This window comes from Mediterraneibacter sp. NSJ-151 (assembly GCF_022487435.1).
GTDB classification, from domain to species: Bacteria; Bacillota; Clostridia; order Lachnospirales; family Lachnospiraceae; genus Schaedlerella; species Schaedlerella hominis.
Genome location: NZ_JAKVPP010000020.1, coordinates 45539 through 64204 on the forward strand (window position 1 = coordinate 45539; position 18666 = coordinate 64204).

The window sequence follows — 18666 nt, forward strand, 5'->3', positions numbered from 1 at the left end:
ACAATAAAGGAGGCCTAATTATATGTGGACGAGAGCAGATTTAAAAACAAGAGCAAAAGTTGCATTTAAACGAAATTATTGGACAGCAGTGCTTGTCGCATTTGTTATGACAATATTTGGTGCAGTTGGAAGTGGAGGCAATGCGGCAAAGAGCATATCCGACGGATATAATTCCGGAGGAAGTGCAGAAGCAATTGCATTTTCATTGGTAGTGGCTGCCATAGCAGCACTTAGTGGGCTGGTATTGCTTGTATTGTCTATCTTTGTTGGGAATGCATTGGAAGTTGGTGGATGTCGATTCTTTATTACCAATCAGACAGAACAGGCACAGGCAGGAACACTAGCCTATGCGTTCAAATCAGGAAATTATGGAAATATAATCCTGACTATCTTTTTGAGAGATTTGTACACATTCTTGTGGTCATTGTTATTTGTAATACCGGGAATTATTAAGAGTTATGAATACCTTATGGTTCCATATATTCTGGCAGAGAATCCGGCTATGAACAGAAAAGAAGCATTTCTTATAAGTAAAAAGATGATGATGGGGCAAAAATGGAATGCATTTGTGCTAGATTTATCATTTCTTGGTTGGAGATGTTTAGAGGCAATTACATTTGGTATTCTTGGAATCTTTTATGTTGAACCTTATATACAGGCAACAATAGCGGAATTGTATGCTTATAATCGTACGATAGCATATCAGAATGGATATATCAGATAATGGATATGTAAGACGGATACGTCAAAGAATTGATTTATTTGGCCGAAGTAAATGGCTGCGGACAGCACATGCTGTGTGCAGCCATTTTCCTCTAACTTATTGAAACAACGAACAATTCGAAGTTCCTTTATCGTATGAAATTATCTTATCAAACAATTGTGACTGAAAGGTGTCATGAATAAAAAGAATTTCTTAAAATTCTTAAATTGGTATGAACTAGAAATTATCATTTACTATGTGCATGCAGTCACGATCGGCTGCATGCCATTTTGTTTTATTTGATTCATATTGTTCAAACAGCCAGGCAATTGCATCGTCCATGCCTTCCTCAGAAACAGGGAAGGATGCAGAAGTCTTTTCCACATCGGGAGTTTGCTCAAAACACCATGGTTCAGGATAAACAAAAGCTGTAAAGCTTTCTTTACTATCATCACAAAGGAAATAATATCGCATGCCATGATGACATCCGGAAAACGGTTCTTTTTTTAGTCCATTTACAGGAACGAGTCTTTTATCAATCATAAATACACATCCAATCTTTATAGAGTATCAAATAGAAATATAAAATTAGTATATAATAAATATAAGGGAAAATTCAAGAGATAACGTGAAGAGCGTTTTTGGGATTAAAGAAAGAGCAGAAAAATATTTTTAGACAAAAAGGAAGAGCCACATCGCTGTGACTCAAGGGGGAAAAAGTTTATGAAAAAGTGTTCTTTCTTTTGAACAATTACAGTATAGGAAAAAGATATTAGGAAACTATGATTCATTTTTGAACGAATTGTTAACAAATCAGAACAAAAATGTGTATTTACTCCGAAAAAGTACAAAAAATCGATTTTTTAGGAAAATCTTGTATTATTTTATAGCCTTTTTGGCAAATTCAGTAGTTACTAAATCTTCATAAGGGGTACGTTTTTCTAGTTCACCTGCAGTTTCAAGGATATCTTGAAGCAGATCGAAGCTAGATTTTTCAAAAACTAAATTATCTTTCCAAGTGTCCTGATCATAGTATCGGGTTACAATTGTAGTAATGGTATTCAAATCTGTTTCCGGAAATTGTGGTTCAATTACTTTTGCAATTTCAAAAGGAGAGTGGGACTGTACATAGTCCATTCCTTTTTGTAAAGCATTTGTAAATCCTTGAATGGTGTCAGGATATTGATTAATATAGCTTTGTTTTGCACTGTAAGCAGTATAAGGAACGTATCCGCTGTCCTTACCGAGTGAAGCTACAACATAACCTTTGTTTTCACTTTCGAGTATGGTGGCGCTTGGTTCAAATTCAATGGTGTAGTCACCTAATCCTTCAGAAAATGCGGCTGCAGTTGAGCCAAAATCAATACTTTGGTTGATGGTGAGATCTGTGGTTGGGTCGATATCATGCTGTTTTAGAATGTATTCAAATACCATTTCCGGCATGCCACCTTTGCGTCCGCCAAGCACATTTTTACCCTTTAAGTCATCCCAATCAAAATCTGGCATTTCTTCACGTGCGACGAGGAAATTTCCGGCACGTTGGGTAAGTTGGGCAAAGTTTACTACATGATCATTCGCACCTTCATTATAGGTGTAGATGGATGATTCTGAACCCATAAACCCAATATCTGCTTCACCTGAAAGTACAGCGGTCATAGTCTTATCGGCTCCAAAACCAGTGACAAGAGTGAGTTTTATGCCTTCATCTTCAAAGTAGCCATTCTCAATAGCAACATACATTGGAGCGTAAAAGATAGAGTGAGCAACTTCGTTCAATGTCACTAAGACAGGTGAAGAACTGGAATCTGTTTTCGTTGTGTCAGAGATCGTTTCTGACGTGTCTGTTTTTGAATTCTTAGTGTTGCTATCTGCGTGGTCAGAGGCACAGGCAGATAATAGACTGACAGCCAGGGTAGAAGCGAGAAGTATAGGAATAAATTTCTTTTTCATAAATCCTCCTGGAATAAAAAGAGTTTCTTATTTAATATATGCGAGTATAAAAAATAGGTGATCAGTATTTGGATTTACGTTATCATTACAAACAATTTGGGAAAAATCAATAGTGACTTTAAGATGTAATCGTGATAGAATCATAAGGAAACATTTATAAAAAGAAGAAAGGAACCTCTATTCGTGATGAATGCGAATAGATATAGAAGAAACAGATGAATACACAAGAACATAAGAGAAGCAGTTTTTCGGGAAAACTGGGATATGTATTATCAGCGGCCGGAGCATCGGTAGGTCTTGGTAACATATGGAGATTCCCATATTTGGCAGCAAAATATGGCGGGGGTATATTTCTGCTGATTTATATTTTGCTTGCACTGACATTTGGTTATACAATGATCGTTGCAGAATCAGCAATCGGACGTATGACAAGAAAGAGTCCTGTTGGGGCATTTAAGTCATTTGGAAAAGCAAAATGGTTATCATTTGGAGGATGGATCAATGCGATCATCCCGATTTTAATCGTACCATATTATTCAGTAATCGGTGGATGGGTAATCAAATATCTGGTAGAGTATATCAAAGGAAACGGTCAGAGCCTGGCAACGGATGGATACTTTTCTGAATTTATTTCAAATGGAGTATCAACAGAGTTATGTTTCCTTGTATTTTGTCTCTTTACATTAGCTATCATTTATGCGGGTGTCCGCAATGGTATTGAGAGAGTGTCAAAGATGATGATGCCGGTTTTGATTTTGTTGTCTGTGATTATTGCAATTTATTCCGTTACAAGACCGGGAGCAATCGAAGGTGTAAAGTATTTCCTTATCCCGAATGTAAAGAATTTCTCATGGATGACAGTAGTTGCAGCTATGGGACAGATGTTTTATTCTTTATCAATTGCGATGGGAATTTTGATCACATTTGGTTCTTATATGAAAAAAGACGTCTCACTTGAGGATTCTACAAGAAATGTAGAAGTATTCGATACTGCAATTGCAATGATGGCAGGTCTTATGATTATTCCGGCAGTGTTTGCATTTTCAGGCGGGGACCCGGACACATTACAGGCCGGACCTTCATTGATGTTTATTACAATCCCAAAAGTGTTTCAGAATATGGGATTTGGAACAGCAGTCGGAATCTTGTTCTTCTTACTTGTATTGTTTGCAGCAATTACAAGTTCAATTGCTTTGACAGAAAGTGCAGTGTCTACATTTGAAGATGAATTAAGATGGAACAGAAAGAAATCGACACTTGTAGTGGGAATTATTATGGTTGCCCTTGGAAGCTTATCCTCGCTGGGATATGGACCACTTGCGGTTGTGAAAATTATCGGTATGCAATTTCTGGATTTCTTTGATTTTATGACAAACTCTGTTATGATGCCAATCGCAGCAGTGATGACATGTTTATTAGTGTCAAAAGTTGTTGGCATACAGCGAATTGAAGAAGAAGTTATGCAGGGAGAAAGTTCATTCCGCAGAAGAAAAATATTTATTGTGATGATTAAATATTTATGTCCGATTTTTGCGGTTATTATATTATTTAGTTCTGTTGCAAATGCATTTGGCTGGATTTCGATGTAAAGAATGAGGGTGAACAAGGCAGATGAATGATATTCATAACAAAGAAAATACAAGAGAAACTGACATTCGCAGCTATATGCTGGCGATTGTCATAATGGGTGTTTTTACATTTATATTTTTATGTACAGAATACTTGTATGTGAATAGAATATCAGGAAATATATCAGAGAATAAGACCGTCCTGGTGCAAAATTATGCATTGGGTGTAAGTGCACTGGGATTTGTTTTGTATCCTGTTTTAAATCGATATTGTAAAAAAAGATATCGCAAGATTTGGCTTATAGCGATTAGTGTAGTATCGTTATTTGGAATTTTGGCAATCTGTCAGTCAGATACATATAAGGTGATATTAATAGCGGGTTTCATTGTATCATTGATGTTGGGGATGTTTGGCAGTTGTGTTTTTTATACAGCAGCCCATCTTATAAAAGATGACAGGTATTTAGCACGTACCGCAGGACTTGGATATGTGCTTGGAATTTTACTTCAATTCATAAACAATAATCTGGTTTTGCTAGAAATGCTGGAAGCGATTGTTTTGGATATCAGTTTACTTATTTTAATCGTGCTTCTTATAAAGCTGGAGCCTCAACACACGTTTGAAGGAATAAAAAGCAGGCAGGTTAATGAGGCAAGTTATGTAAAAGTAAAGAAGTTGGGAATTATTCTGATTTTATTGATTATATTGATGTCTTGTATTTTTAGTACATTAGATAATGCAGTGACGCTGGTACATGCGGCAGGGGCATTTGATATAGGACAATTACCTAGAATTCTTCTGGCAGTAAGTGGGCTGGTGTCAGGATTTCTATTTGATTTGCAAGACAGAAAATATATGAGCTTGTCAATGTATTGTATGATGCTTGTATCTACGATATGCATCGCAATATTTAAATTTTCAGGTCCATTTTTAGCTGGTCTGATCGTTTTTTATTTGACGGCAGGATTCTTTGTTGTATTTTTTTCAACAAGCTTTATGGAATTATCTCTTTATATGAAAAGAGCTGATTTGTGGGCAGGACTTGGAAGAGCGGTCAATAATATAACAGCGGCCGTAATATCCATTGGTTCTCTGAAATTATTATCCATGGGTACCAACATGTTTGTATTTATATTTTTAATCGGAATGTTTATTGCGGTTAGTATTGTAGCTGTTTTATATACATTTCAAAGACAGCAGCTTATAGATGAAATAAAAGAAGAAAAGAAAACCGAATTAAGTGTTCAAGAAAAAATAAAGATTATTACAGAACAATATACTCTGACACCGAGAGAGAAAGAAGTTTTTTATCAGCTTGTATTTACAGAGGATAGCATCCAGAAAATAGCAGATAGATTATATATTTCCAAGAGAACGTTGGAAAGACATATTTCATCTATATATGAAAAAACAGGAATGAAATCCCGGGTTGGATTGATTAATATTTATAATAAGCAATAGAATAGTCTATAATTTACAGCACCATCCTTATATTTTGTGGGGATGGTGCTGTTTTTATATATTAGGAAAGTGCTTTCCGAATATATAAAAATCGCTCCGCTAAGGATGCGCAGTGATTCTGATAGGAATATGTCAGCTTCGCTGACCAGAATCACGTGCCAAGTCTCACGGACGTTCGATTTGAAATAAAGAAACTAATAAATTTCTTATGAAATAAATTAATAAAAGGCAAGAGCGAAATAATGCGGAAAAAGCAAAATGACGGAACTCCCTTATATACGATTACTTATCTTATGTCTTAATATATGCGAAAGGGGAAAAAAATTGCATCTGTTTTGGATGTGAAAAATACTTTTAAAGGAGGAATTAAGATGAGAAAAGGAAAAATACGAGCTCTTGCGATTGTGCTTGCAATTGGTATGATTTTCACATTGATGCCGAATGTATCAGTAAGAGCGGAAGATATGGGAGAGCCGGAACCGGTGGTGGAAGCCCAGGCTACATCAGAAGAGGGAGTTGAAACACCGGTAGTAGAGGAACAGCCGGAAATGGTTGTTCCGGAAGTAACAGAGCCGGAGGTGACAGAGCCTGAAGCGGTTGTACCAGAGGCAGCAGAGCCGGAGGTGACAGAGCCTAAAGCGGTTGTACCAGAGGCAGCAGAGCCAGAAACAACTGCAGATGAAGCTACAGTTGTGCCGGCTGGTGTAACAGATGTGACCGGAGGCAATACCACTAACACCTATACCCTCACCTATCACACAAAGGTCACGACAACTGCGCAGGTCATCATTAAAGATGCAGACGGCAATGTGATAGAAACAACAGAAATAAGCAAATCAGGGGATTTCGTTGAAGGCAATGTTAGCAGTGATGCGGTGCAGGCAGAAATCAAAAGAATTGATGACGAAATCATTGCACAATTTTCTTCACGAGGAAATATTACCACTGAAAACCGTAATAGCACAATGGTGTTTGATCATTTTGAGAGTAGTAATCTAGATGGCGATATACTCGTCGGCGATCAGGATGCTCTCGAAAACGCAGCTTCCGGAAGCGTGAATAAGCATCTTGATGTTCACGAATATCAAGTGTATCAGACAACATATGACCTGATTGTGCAGGAAAACAACGATTTGGAAGAGAAGCAGGTTATTACCAAAGTCGATGTGGGAAACATCTGGAAAGTGCTTGATTCCACAAAGCCCGTTGCCTTTACTGGCGAAGTCAATCCAAACTCGGAATGCGCAGATCAAATGACGCTTACAGAGGAATTTTGGCAGCAGACGGACAAGATACAAAGCGATGATCCGTATGCGGGCATGATTACAAGCTCCAATCCCAGCTATCCGATTGCCGGGCAGCAATATACCTACGGCGTTACCTTAACGGCAAAAGACGGCTATTTTTTCAGTGGTGGGTTTGCATATCATGGTGAAGGTGGAGGCCTCGTTATATGCGAAGGTCATGATTTTGGATCGTCGAATTTAGATTGGAGTGGCTCACTCTCGGCCAATCAGAAACAGCTTACCATCAGATTTGACACGATTCAGGAGACAGCTGTTACTGGAATCCCGCAGGAATACACAACCATAAATAACGCCTACATCGAGAATGTAAAATTCGATTATCGTCCGGGTGACGCTCCGCAGGCAACGGCACAGGTATCGGACACTCCATTAGACCAATATGAGATTGCCTATGAATGCTGGGAGGAAATGGAGAACGGAGAGCCGGTTGCGTTCTGGTATTCCGATGAAAGCAAATACACGCCTTCCATGAAAAAGATTACTCAGTTTGAAGAAGGCAAAACCTATATGTACTCCATCGAACTGAGAGAGAAAAATGGATATACCTTTGCGGATAATTGCTCTGTTGAGATAAACAGGAATCCGTTAGCGGCAAGTGCCAATGTCGTTAAAACCGTGGACGGCTTGTTTGTTATGAATATTGCGACAATTCGCCCGCAAGCAACCAAGGAAATCTCCGTTATTGAAATCAATAACGCAACCTTGACCTTTAAGGACGGCGATAAACCTGTCTTTACCGGAATGGTGCCTGAAAACGATCAGTATGCATTCCGTTGCGAGTGGTGGAGTTTAGATGAGAATACCGGTATTGTTTCCACAGAGCCGGAGTGGGGCGGCGACATTTATAGTAAAAAGATCACCGCTTTTGAAGCCGGAAAGACCTATCACTACGGTGTGTATGTGACTGCCTATACTGCCGACATCTCTCCTGATGCCAAGTTAAAGATTAATGGCCGGGAAGTGAAGTACACTCGCATAGGCGATGAGAGTGACACCCAGAGTTTCTGGGTCGAAACCGACCTTACTATGACGCCTACTACAGCAGAGGCTTCGGATTATGAGATTATCGAAGGAGCAAACGGCTCTTGGACAAAGAATAGTGATGGAACGCTTACCTTCCGTGCAAATGGAGATTTTAGTAAATTTACAAGTGTAAAAGTAGATGGTGTTTTAGTAGATCAAAAGAATTACACAGCAGTTTCCGGCTCCACAATCATTACATTTATGAAAGAGTACCTTGCTACATTATCAAATGGAATACATAAACTTACAGTTGTCTATACAGATGGTGAGTGTAGTACAAACTTTACTGTAAAAGAGGCAGCTAAGCCACAGAAACAAGATGATGGCAAGAAACAAGATGACGGAAAGAAACAGGATGATGGCAAGAAACAAGATGACAGTAAAGCAGATACGACACAGACCGATAATAGTGCATTAGTTCCAAAGACAGGAGATACAACAGAGCAAGGCAGATTAATCATGCTGCTAGGTGCAACAGCTATTATCATGGCAGCAGACATGATTTACAGAAGAAAAAGAAACAAATAATGTTTTATATCATTAACAGACGTTCGACTTGAATAAGGCATCCCATGGCAAATTATAAAAAGTATTTGTCAAGGGATGTCTTTTTTATCCTAAAAGGGAACCGGATGTTTTCTTTTGGGTGGAAAATAATGAATAAAAAAAAGTGCATGTGACCCAAAATCTAAAAAAATTTTAGAATGTAAAAAATATTTTGAGAAAAAGATTGCTTTTTAGTTGAATTGTGATAAAATATAAAGAGATAGAACAACATATAAGTGAAAAATTAACAAAAAATCAAGATGAATTTAGGGCTTCGTTTTGGATGATATGTTGAAATGAGAAAGGAGATTCTGATATGGCAACGTTTATCGTTAATGGACGAGAGGTTACCCCAACAAAAAATCAGAAGCTGTTAAGATTCCTCCGCGACGAATTACATTTGACATCAGCAAAAGATGGATGTAGTGAAGGCGCCTGTGGAGCCTGTACAGTTATTATTGATGGGCAGACCTGTAAATCATGTGTTCCGGATACAGATTCACTTGAGGGAAGAAGTGTAATCACAGTAGAAGGACTGACAGAGTGGGAGAAAAAGGTATACACATATGCTTACGGAAAAGCGGGAGCAGTACAGTGTGGATTTTGTATCCCAGGTATGGTAATGTGTACAAAAGCATTGCTGGATGTGAATCCAGAACCGACAGATGATGAGATTAAATATGCACTTCGCAATAATTATTGCAGATGTACAGGATATGTTAAAATCATGGATGCGGTTCGTCTGGCAGCTAAGATTCTGAGAGAGGGAGTAGTTCCGGATGATGGGGAAGAGGACTGGACACTTGGAACAAGCGTAGCTAGAGTAGATGTAGAGGAAAAAGTACTTGGAACAGGAAAATATCCGGACGACTATTGTCTGGAAGGTATGTTATACGGTGTTGCACTGAGAAGTAAATATCCTCGTGCACGTGTGCTTTCAATTGATACATCGAAAGCAGAGGCACTTCCAAAGGTGGTTTCAGTAGTGACGGCGAAGGATATTCCTGGTGAGAATAAGATTGGACATTTAAAGCATGACCAGTATTCACTGATTCCGGAAGGCGGTCTGACACATTATCTTGGAGATGCAATTGCATTGATTGCAGCAGAAGATTTGGAGACAGCCGAGAAGGCTAAAAAGTTAATCAAAGTAGAATATGAGGTTCTTCCACATGTTCATACAGTTGAAGAGGCAGCAGCTCCAGATGCACCAAAGGTATATGATGAAGAAGAGAATAACATTTGTGCTTATAAGCATATCAGCCGTGGTAATGCAGATGAAGCAATTAAAAATTCAAAATATGTGCTTTCACATCATTTTGAGACACCATGGACAGAGCATGCATTCCTTGAGCCGGAATGTGCGGTATCTTTCTATGATGAAGATGGAGACATTTTCGTTTATTCTACAGACCAGTCCGCACATCAGACATTGAAAGAATGTAGAATGTTGCTTGGAACAGATAAAGTAAAAGTACAGAATGCTCTTGTAGGTGGTGGATTTGGCGGTAAAGAAGATATGACAGTACAGCATCTTAGTGCTTTACTCACATATGTTACAAAGAAACCGGTTAAGATGAGATTAACAAGAGCAGAGTCACTTCTTGTTCATCCGAAGCGTCATCCATTTTATATGGATTTCACAATGGGATGTGATGAAAATGGAGTGATCCAGGGAGTAAAAGCGAAAGTAACTTCTGACACAGGTGCATTTGCATCACTTGGAGGTCCGGTATTGGAACGTGCATGTACACATGCAGCAGGTCCATATCATTATGAGAACTTCGAGATTGAAGGAACTGCTTATTATACAAACAATCCACCGGCAGGAGCGTTCCGTGGATTTGGTGTTACTCAGACATGTTTTGCAACAGAGACATTGTTGAATATGATGGCAGATAAAGTCGGCATTACACCTTGGGAAATTCGTTATCGTAATGCAATCCGTCCGGGAGAAGTATTACCGAATGGTCAGATTGTAGATGAATCTACAGGTTTAGTGGAAACACTGGAAGCAGTGAAAGAGGAATATGATGCAGCATTGGCTGAAGGAAAAGCAGTCGGACTGGGCTGTGCGATGAAGAATGCCGGTGTTGGTGTTGGTATTCCGGATACAGGTCGTGTGAAACTGATCGTAGAAGAGGATGAAAAGTTACACATTTTTACAGGTGCATCTTGTATCGGACAAGGATTGGGAACAGTACTTGTTCAGATGATCGTAACCAATACAGATCTGAAACGTGATGATATCGTATATGAGAGAAGTAATACATGGGTTTCACCTGATTCTGGAACAACATCCGGATCACGTCAGACATTGGTTACAGGTGAAGCATGCCGCAGAGCTTGTGAGAAATTCATGGAAGAAAGAAAAGCAGGAAAATCCATGAAAGATATGATAGGGGAAGTATATTATGGAGAATATCTTGCTAAGACAGATCCGCTTGGAGCAGATGTGCCGAATCCTGTTTCCCACGTTGCTTATGGATATGCTACACAGGTATGTATCATTGATAAAAAGACAGGTAAGATTGAAAAACTGATCGCAGCTCATGATGTCGGTAAAGCAGTCAATCCATTATCTTGTGAAGGTCAGATTGAAGGCGGAGTTGTTATGTCTATGGGATACGCACTTCGCGAGCAGTATCCAATCGATGAAAACTGCAAGCCAATTGATAAATATGGTTCACTGAGATTATTCCGTTCACATGAAATCCCAGAGATTGAGGCAATCGTAATCGATAAACCGGGACTGAATGTGGCATGCGGAGCAATTGGAATCGGAGAGATCACATCGATTCCAACAGCACCGGCAATCGCAGATGCATATTGTAGATACGATGGAGAGAGACGTTTTAGTCTTCCGTTGTGTAACACACCATATGAAAGGAAGGATTGATTATGGCAATAAAAAAGAAATTTCCATATCGTTCAGCGGTTGTAGCCTGTAATGGAGGATGTAGAGCGAACAGCGAAGAGCCAACATGTACAAAAGGTTGTATCGGTTGTGGCGAATGTGTAAATAATTGTAAATTTGGTGCAATTTCAATCAATGAATATGGAGTTGCAGAAGTAGACGAAGAAAAATGTATTGCATGTGGAAAATGTGTAAAAGCCTGTCCACAGGAAATTATCCATATTCATGAATGTGCAAATTATATCGTAGTGAAATGTTCAAATGATGCTAAGGGAGCCGATGCTCGTAAAGAGTGTGAAGTAAGCTGTATTGGATGTGGTATCTGTGAAAAAACTTGTACAGCCGGAGCGATTAAAGTAATAGATAATTGTGCGGTGATCAACGAAGAATTATGTTTGAGCTGTGGCATGTGTGCAGTGAAATGTCCAAGACATGCAATTTATGACTTAAGGGGAATTTATACAAAAGTCAGATAAGGCTAAAAAGAAAATATTGAAGTTTATGAGAAGATGAGAGACTTGTAAATCTGGCAAAAAATATCAGATTTACAAGTCTTTTTTTGATATATTAGAACAGCGCATTTTTTGTTCATACTTGACACAAGTACGAAATCGGACTATACTGAAAATAAGTACGAAATCAGACTTGTAGGAGGAAATATGGATCAAGAAAAGAAATCAGGAATATACATGAGTTCATATCTTTGTGAATTTAATCGTATTTTTAAAGAATTCAATGATATTTACCATGATGTAGCTTTGAGATTAGGACTGTCGAACAGTGCCTTTGATATTTTTTATGCAATTTGCGAATTGGGGGATGGATGTTTACAACGTGATATTTGTAAGACAACATTTATTCCGAAACAGACAGTGAATTCATCTATACGTAATCTCGAAAGAGAAGGATACTTGACATTAGTACACGGAAAAGGAAGGAACATGCACATTTATTTAACAGAAAGAGGAAAAAAGATGTTAAAAAATGTGATATATCCGGTTATTGAGGTGGAAAATGATTCATTTAAAGGACTCACAGATGAAGAGAGTGAACTGCTCTTGCGGTTACTTGAAAAATATAATGTAGAGTTGAAGCATGGATTTGAGAAATTACCATGTATAAAAGAAACAATGGATGAAGAAAAAGTGGACGGAGGAAGATAGCGTGAAGATACAACTATCAGAACATTTTACATATCGAAAATTATTAAGATTTGTAATGCCATCTATTATAATGATGATTTTTACATCAATTTACAGTGTAGTGGATGGATTATTTGTATCAAATTTTGTGGGTAAAACAGCATTGGCATCGATCAATCTGATTTTACCTTTTATAATGGGAATATCAGCGCTTGGCTTTATGATTGGTACTGGAGGAAGTGCTATCGTAGCAACAACAATAGGAGAGGGCAAAAAAGATCTGGCTAATGAATATTTCTCATTGTTAGTGTATGTAACGACAATCGGAGGAATTTTATTATCTATTTTAGGAATGTTTTTGACACCGGCTGTCGCTTCAGCACTTGGTGCAGAGGGAGAGCTTCTTAGGGATTGTATCTTGTATGGAAGGATTTCATTTATCTCTATGCCGGCATTTATGCTACAGAATGTGTTTCAGAGCTTTTTTGTAGCTGCAGAAAAACCAAAATTAGGATTAGGTGTGATTATTACAGCAGGTGTTACGAATATGGTGCTGGATTTACTTTTTGTCGGTCTGTGGGGATTCGGACTGGCAGGTGCTGCAGTTGCAACAGTGTGCGGCGAATTTATAGGAGGTCTTTTCCCGATAATCTATTTTGCGAGAAAGAATTCCAGTCTGCTTCAACTTGGAAAAACGCATTTGGATGTGCGTATTATTGTTAAGACTTGTGTAAATGGTTCATCAGAGCTTATGACAAACCTTTCAAGCTCCATCGTAAACTCGTTGTTTAATATTCAGCTTATGAAATTTGCCGGGGAAAATGGTGTGGCTGCATATGGAACAATCATGTATGTAAGTTTCGTATTTGTATCTATTTTTCTTGGATATTCAATTGGAAGTGCACCACTTATCAGTTATAACTATGGTGCGGCGAATCATGCAGAATTAAAAAATCTGTTTAGAAAGAGTCTGAGTCTGATTGGAATTTCCGGCGTAGCAATTGCAATATTATCACAGTTCCTTGCAATTCCGCTGTCGATTTTATTTGTTGGATATGATAAAGAATTACTTTTGATGACACAGCATGCATTCCGAATTTATTGTCTGGTATATTTAGTAAATGGATTTAATATTTATGGGTCATCTTTCTTCACAGCACTTAATAATGGACTGATATCAGCAGTTATTTCATTTTTGCGAACACTGCTTTTCCAGGTTGGTACAGTTATTGTGTTGCCGATGATATTTGGTATTGATGGGATTTGGTCAGCAGTGACAATTGCAGAAATATTGACTTTGTGTGTGACAGTGACATTTTTGGTAAAGCAACGGGAAAGATATCATTATGCGTAAGAAATGTCCAGAATAGGATAAGAAATTTCTTTTTTGCTAAGACATTTTGCAGTATACTAATAGTAAGCAAAGGTAGAACGAAAGGAGGTCCAGACAATGGACGTAAGAAGCATAGGGGAAGCAATCAAGAATGGAAATACTGCTTTAGGAATTGAATTTGGATCGACGCGTATCAAAGCAGTTTTGATTGATGCACAGAACCAGCCAATCGCATCAGGAAGCCATGACTGGGAGAATCATTTAAAAAATAATATTTGGACATATCCATTAGAGGAAGTGTGGAGCGGACTGCAGGATTGTTATGCAAATTTGAAAAAAGAAGTAAAAGAAAAATATGGTGTTACAATCACAACATTTGGGGCGATGGGATTTAGTGCGATGATGCATGGATACCTTGCTTTTGATGAGAAAGATGAGCAACTGGCAGAGTTTCGTACATGGAGAAATACAATTACAGAGCAGGCTTCTGAAGAATTATCAAAAGTATTTCAGTTCCATATCCCGCAGCGCTGGAGTATCGCACATTTGTATCAGGCAATTTTAAATGGGGAAGAGCATGTAAAGGATGTAAGATTTTTCACAACACTTGCAGGCTATATACATTGGCAGCTGACGGGAGAAAAGGCAATCGGAATTGGAGATGCGGCAGGAATGTTCCCAATTGATTCGGCTACAAAGGATTGGGATGTGAATATGATTGGACAGTTTGATCAGCTTGTCGAAGCGAAAGCATTTCCATGGAAATTAGAAGAGTTACTTCCGAAGGTACTGGTTGCCGGAGATGCGGCAGGCGTTTTGACTGAAGCAGGAGCAAAATTGTTAGATACAGAGGGTGATTTACAGGCTGGAATCCCTGTTTGCCCACCAGAAGGAGACGCCGGAACAGGTATGGCTGCAACGAATAGTGTAGCTGTCCGTACAGGAAATGTTTCTGCCGGAACAAGTGTATTTGCAATGGCAGTTTTGGAAAATCCGTTGTCTAAACCATATGACGAAATCGATATGGTTACAACACCGGCGGGAGATCCTGTTGCGATGGTACACTGCAATAACTGTACATCAGATTTGAATGCATGGGTAAATCTTTTGAAAGAATGTGTGGAAGCATTTGGCGTGAAAGTGGATATGAATACATTGTTCGGAACATTGTATAACAAAGCGCTGGAAGGGGATGCTGATTGTGGCGGACTTCTTGCATATAATTATTTTTCAGGAGAGCATATTACAGGATTTGAGGCAGGTCGTCCGATGTTCGTGCGTAAGCCAGAAAGCAAATTTAATCTTGCAAACTTTATGAGAGTGCATTTGAGTACATCGCTCGGAGCATTAAAAACAGGTATGGATATTCTGACAAAGCAGGAACATGTGGAGTTAGATAAGATGTTAGGTCATGGCGGACTGTTTAAGACAAAAGGAGTCGGACAGAGAATCCTTGCAGCTGCGATTGATACACCTGTATATGTTATGGAGACAGCAGGAGAAGGTGGAGCATGGGGAATTGCACTGCTTGCTTCTTATATGCTAAATAAAGAAGAGGGCGAGTCATTGACTTCTTATCTTGCACAGAAAGTATTCGGTGGAGAAGAAGGAGAACGCATGGATCCGATTGCATCAGATGTCGAAGGTTTTGAAGCATTTATGCAGAATTATAAAAAAGGTCTTGCGATTGAACGTGCAGCTGTAGAATCTCTTCGATAAAAAATACTTGAATTATAAAAACGTTTTTGATAAAATCTCAAGAGGATGACACTAGGGACGGAGTTTAGTGGACTTTTTTGCTAGCAAAAAAGCCACTAAACTCCGTCTTTGAATGGACGTTCGACTTGAAAAATGGTTGTTTTTTTAGAGGAGTTAAACAATGAGCAAGACAATGACAAATGATATGACATCAGGAAATCCTACAAAATTAATCATTAATTTTATGATTCCGCTTTTTCTTGGAAATTTGTTTCAGCAATTTTATAATATTGCAGATTCTGTTGTTGCCGGAAAGTTTGTGGGGGTAAATGCTTTGGCAGCGATAGGTTCAACGACATCTCTTATGTTTTTGGTTACCGGTTTGTTAAATGGTGCCGGCAGTGGTTTTGCAATTTTGATATCGCAATGGTTTGGGGCAAAGGATTATAAAAATATGCGGAGATATCTGGCAATGTCCCTATATCTGATGGTGATTATTGTAGTTGTTATGACGGTTGGACTGAGTTTGGCAAATGAACCTCTTTTGCGATTGATGAATTCGCCGGAAAACTTGATCGGAGATATAAAAAGTTATATGGGTGTAATCTATGCGGGATTATTTGCAACCGGGGCATACAATATGCTTGCGGCAGTCCTAAGGGCGGTTGGAGATTCAAAATCGCCACTTTATTTTTTGATTATTTCAGGTGTGATCAATATTGTCCTTGATATCGTATTTGTTATATGTCTTGGAACCGGTGTTGTAGGCTGCGGTTATGCAACAGTGATCGCACAGGGAATTTCAGCGGTATTATGTTTCATATATATCTTGAAAAAATTTCCGATTCTACATTTAAAAAAGGAAGATTTTGAATTTTCAGGAGAGTTATGCAGAAGATTACTGGCGCTTGGTGTGCCGATGGCATTGCAGTTTTCGATTACATCAATCGGAACAATTATTGTTCAGGCAGCCATAAATGTATATGGTGCGACTTGTATAGCCGGTTTTGCAGCAGGTGGAAAAATTCAGAGTGTGATGGGAGTTATTTTTGTTTCCTATGGCGCAGCAATGGCAACTTATGTTGGACAGAACTGTGGAGCAGGAAGGATGGATCGAGTAAGGAAAGGCGTGCGAAGCACACAGATTATGGTTTTGAGCTGGAGTTTTGTATTGATGGCCTTGGTATTGTTGTTTGGGAAATACGCAATTTATCTGTTTGTGGATCGAACTGAAACAGATGTAGTCGAGGCGGCACTTACCTATTTCAAAGCAGTCGCATGGTGTTATCCTTTTCTTGGTAGTATTTTCATTTATCGAAACGCCCTGCAAGGAATGGGATATGGGCTTGTGCCAATGCTTGGCGGAGTGTTTGAGCTTGTAGCAAGAACAATAATCGTTATAAGTGTGGCCGGAAAAGCAAGTTATTTTGGGGTGTGCCTGTCAGACCCGGCGGCATGGATAGCAGCTTTGATTCCATTGATACCATATTATATTTATCTCAGTCGGAGATTGGACTCCCACTGGTCACCCTCGCCCACCGACTCCCTTCCCTGAAAAATTTAAGTGAGGAGAGTGAAATATGCAGCAGTTACAAAAGGACATGACAAGTGGAAGTCCTACAAAAATTATTTTAAATTTTACATTTCCCATTTTTATAGGAAATGTATTTCAGCAATTTTATAATATGGCAGATACCGTGATTGTCGGTAAATTTGTGGGAACGAAGGCATTGGCGGCAGTTGGAAGTACAGGAACGATCATGTTTTTGATTTATGGATTTGTAACAGGAATGACAGCCGGATTTACTGTACTAACAGCACAGAAATTTGGTGCGGGTGATATGAAAGCAATGAGACAGACGGTAGGTGGTGCTGCCGTGTTGACAACGATTGTGACGATTATATTGACGACGCTGGGACTGTTGTTTATGAAGCCATTGCTGATATTTATGAAAACACCATCGGATATTTTTAAGGATGCTTATGCTTACATTATGATCATTTGTGCAGGAATTGCGGCACAGATGTTATACAATTTGATGGCAAGTATTCTAAGAGCACTGGGAAATAGTAAAGTTCCGTTATATTTCCTGATATTATCGGCACTGTTAAATATTGCGTTAGATTTATTGTTGATTATCGTATTTGGGCTTGGTGCCTCCGGAGCGGCATATGCAACGGTGATTGCACAGGGAATATCCGGATTACTGTGCCTGGTTTATGTAAAGTTGAAGGTTCCGTTGCTTCATTTGGAAAGAGATGATTGGAGACCAAAGGGACATTTATTAAAAATGCAGTTTGCAGTTGGCGTGCCGATGGCATTGCAGTACTCCATTACAGCAATCGGTACAATGATGGTTCAGACATCCCAGAATCTGCTCGGCTCCAATATTGTCGCAGCATTTACGGCAGCAAGTAAAATTGAACAGGTAGTTACTCAGGCGTATGTTGCACTAGGAACAACAATGGCGACATACTGTGCACAAAATATCGGTGCAGGTAAGATAAAAAGAATCTGTAAAGGATTCAAATCAGCAACTATTATGGCAAGTATTTATGCAGTTGTTACGGCAGCTTTGATAATGACAGTCGGAAAATATATGACATATTTGTTTGTGTCAGATAATGTGATTGAAATTATGAGCAATGTAGATATTTATTTGAAATGTATCGGAGTATTCTTTATTCCACTTGCAATCGTGAATCTATATCGGAATGGAATTCAAGGAATGGGCTATGGACTACTTCCGATGATGGCAGGTGTGGCAGAGTTGATCGGACGAGGAGTAGTAGCAGTGATCGCAGCAAATAAAAGAAGTTATTTTGGTGTTTGCATGGCAAGTCCCGCAGCATGGGTGCTGGCAGGTGGATTACTGCTTGTAATGTATTATTATATTATGTTGAAGGATATGAAAAGAAAATTTCCGAATCGAATAGAGTAGTGCCATTTGGGGACGGGGTTTAGTGTGCCATTTGGGGACGGAGTTTAGTGGCTTTTTTGCTCGCAAAAAAGCCAC

Annotated in this window: 13 protein-coding genes; 11 read left to right on the forward strand and 2 right to left on the reverse strand. The window is 38.9% G+C overall.

What is annotated here, in order from left to right:
• Nucleotides 1-22: 22 nt before the first annotated feature.
• Entirely contained in the window at nucleotides 23-724 is a 702-nt protein-coding gene (locus LQE94_RS15300) for a DUF975 family protein (RefSeq protein ID WP_118737760.1), read from the forward strand.
• Between the two features lie 216 nt (nucleotides 725-940).
• On the opposite strand, the gene LQE94_RS15305 is transcribed toward LQE94_RS15300, so the two are convergent.
• On the reverse strand, nucleotides 941-1246 hold the full coding sequence (locus LQE94_RS15305; RefSeq protein ID WP_118737759.1) for a hypothetical protein: 306 nt from the start codon (nucleotides 1244-1246) through the stop codon (nucleotides 941-943).
• 336 nt (nucleotides 1247-1582) lie between these two features.
• Nucleotides 1583-2653, reverse strand: a complete 1071-nt coding sequence (locus LQE94_RS15310) for an ABC transporter substrate-binding protein (protein ID WP_240578093.1) — start codon at nucleotides 2651-2653, stop codon at nucleotides 1583-1585.
• Between the two features lie 215 nt (nucleotides 2654-2868).
• Between LQE94_RS15310 and LQE94_RS15315 the strand changes: the two genes are divergently transcribed.
• The 10 genes from LQE94_RS15315 (at nucleotide 2869) to LQE94_RS15360 (ending at nucleotide 18591) form a co-directional block, all read left to right on the forward strand.
• On the forward strand, nucleotides 2869-4242 hold the full coding sequence (locus LQE94_RS15315) for a sodium-dependent transporter (RefSeq protein ID WP_240578094.1): 1374 nt from the start codon (nucleotides 2869-2871) through the stop codon (nucleotides 4240-4242).
• A gap of 22 nt (nucleotides 4243-4264) precedes the next feature.
• Nucleotides 4265-5683, forward strand: coding sequence for a helix-turn-helix transcriptional regulator (locus tag LQE94_RS15320; RefSeq protein WP_240578095.1), 1419 nt, complete (start codon nucleotides 4265-4267; stop codon nucleotides 5681-5683).
• Between the two features lie 371 nt (nucleotides 5684-6054).
• Nucleotides 6055-8541, forward strand: a complete 2487-nt coding sequence (locus LQE94_RS15325) for a X2-like carbohydrate binding domain-containing protein (RefSeq protein ID WP_240578096.1) — start codon at nucleotides 6055-6057, stop codon at nucleotides 8539-8541.
• Between the two features lie 334 nt (nucleotides 8542-8875).
• Nucleotides 8876-11458 (forward strand): selenium-dependent xanthine dehydrogenase, encoded by a 2583-nt coding sequence (gene xdh, locus LQE94_RS15330; protein ID WP_240578097.1) that lies wholly within the window; start codon nucleotides 8876-8878, stop codon nucleotides 11456-11458.
• A 2-nt stretch (nucleotides 11459-11460) separates the two neighbouring features.
• A complete protein-coding gene (locus LQE94_RS15335; RefSeq protein WP_240578098.1) occupies nucleotides 11461-11952 on the forward strand; it encodes a 4Fe-4S binding protein in 492 nt (163 codons plus the stop codon).
• Nucleotides 11953-12135: 183 nt separating this feature from the next.
• A complete protein-coding gene (locus LQE94_RS15340; RefSeq protein ID WP_118737783.1) occupies nucleotides 12136-12639 on the forward strand; it encodes a MarR family winged helix-turn-helix transcriptional regulator in 504 nt (167 codons plus the stop codon).
• A 1-nt stretch (nucleotide 12640) separates the two neighbouring features.
• Nucleotides 12641-13972, forward strand: coding sequence for an MATE family efflux transporter (locus tag LQE94_RS15345; RefSeq protein WP_240578099.1), 1332 nt, complete (start codon nucleotides 12641-12643; stop codon nucleotides 13970-13972).
• Between the two features lie 96 nt (nucleotides 13973-14068).
• A complete protein-coding gene (locus LQE94_RS15350) occupies nucleotides 14069-15670 on the forward strand; it encodes a xylulokinase (protein WP_240578100.1) in 1602 nt (533 codons plus the stop codon).
• A 160-nt stretch (nucleotides 15671-15830) separates the two neighbouring features.
• Nucleotides 15831-17204, forward strand: a complete 1374-nt coding sequence (locus LQE94_RS15355) for an MATE family efflux transporter (protein ID WP_240578101.1) — start codon at nucleotides 15831-15833, stop codon at nucleotides 17202-17204.
• A 25-nt stretch (nucleotides 17205-17229) separates the two neighbouring features.
• Nucleotides 17230-18591 (forward strand): MATE family efflux transporter, encoded by a 1362-nt coding sequence (locus tag LQE94_RS15360; RefSeq protein WP_240578102.1) that lies wholly within the window; start codon nucleotides 17230-17232, stop codon nucleotides 18589-18591.
• Nucleotides 18592-18666 lie beyond the last annotated feature (75 nt).

Excerpts from the sequence above, each read along its gene's own strand:
- LQE94_RS15300 (WP_118737760.1), top strand. The coding sequence starts at position 23 with ATGTGGACGAGAGCAGATTTAAAAACAAGAGCAAAAGTTGCATTTAAA.
- LQE94_RS15360 (WP_240578102.1), top strand. The coding sequence starts at position 17,230 with ATGCAGCAGTTACAAAAGGACATGACAAGTGGAAGTCCTACAAAAATT.
- LQE94_RS15315 (WP_240578094.1), top strand. The coding sequence starts at position 2,869 with ATGAATACACAAGAACATAAGAGAAGCAGTTTTTCGGGAAAACTGGGA.
- LQE94_RS15320 (WP_240578095.1), top strand. The coding sequence starts at position 4,265 with ATGAATGATATTCATAACAAAGAAAATACAAGAGAAACTGACATTCGC.
- LQE94_RS15350 (WP_240578100.1), top strand. The coding sequence starts at position 14,069 with ATGGACGTAAGAAGCATAGGGGAAGCAATCAAGAATGGAAATACTGCT.
- LQE94_RS15325 (WP_240578096.1), top strand. The coding sequence starts at position 6,055 with ATGAGAAAAGGAAAAATACGAGCTCTTGCGATTGTGCTTGCAATTGGT.
- xdh (WP_240578097.1), top strand. The coding sequence starts at position 8,876 with ATGGCAACGTTTATCGTTAATGGACGAGAGGTTACCCCAACAAAAAAT.
- LQE94_RS15305 (WP_118737759.1), bottom strand. The coding sequence starts at position 1,246 with ATGATTGATAAAAGACTCGTTCCTGTAAATGGACTAAAAAAAGAACCG.
- LQE94_RS15340 (WP_118737783.1), top strand. The coding sequence starts at position 12,136 with ATGGATCAAGAAAAGAAATCAGGAATATACATGAGTTCATATCTTTGT.
- LQE94_RS15310 (WP_240578093.1), bottom strand. The coding sequence starts at position 2,653 with ATGAAAAAGAAATTTATTCCTATACTTCTCGCTTCTACCCTGGCTGTC.
- LQE94_RS15335 (WP_240578098.1), top strand. The coding sequence starts at position 11,461 with ATGGCAATAAAAAAGAAATTTCCATATCGTTCAGCGGTTGTAGCCTGT.
- LQE94_RS15355 (WP_240578101.1), top strand. The coding sequence starts at position 15,831 with ATGAGCAAGACAATGACAAATGATATGACATCAGGAAATCCTACAAAA.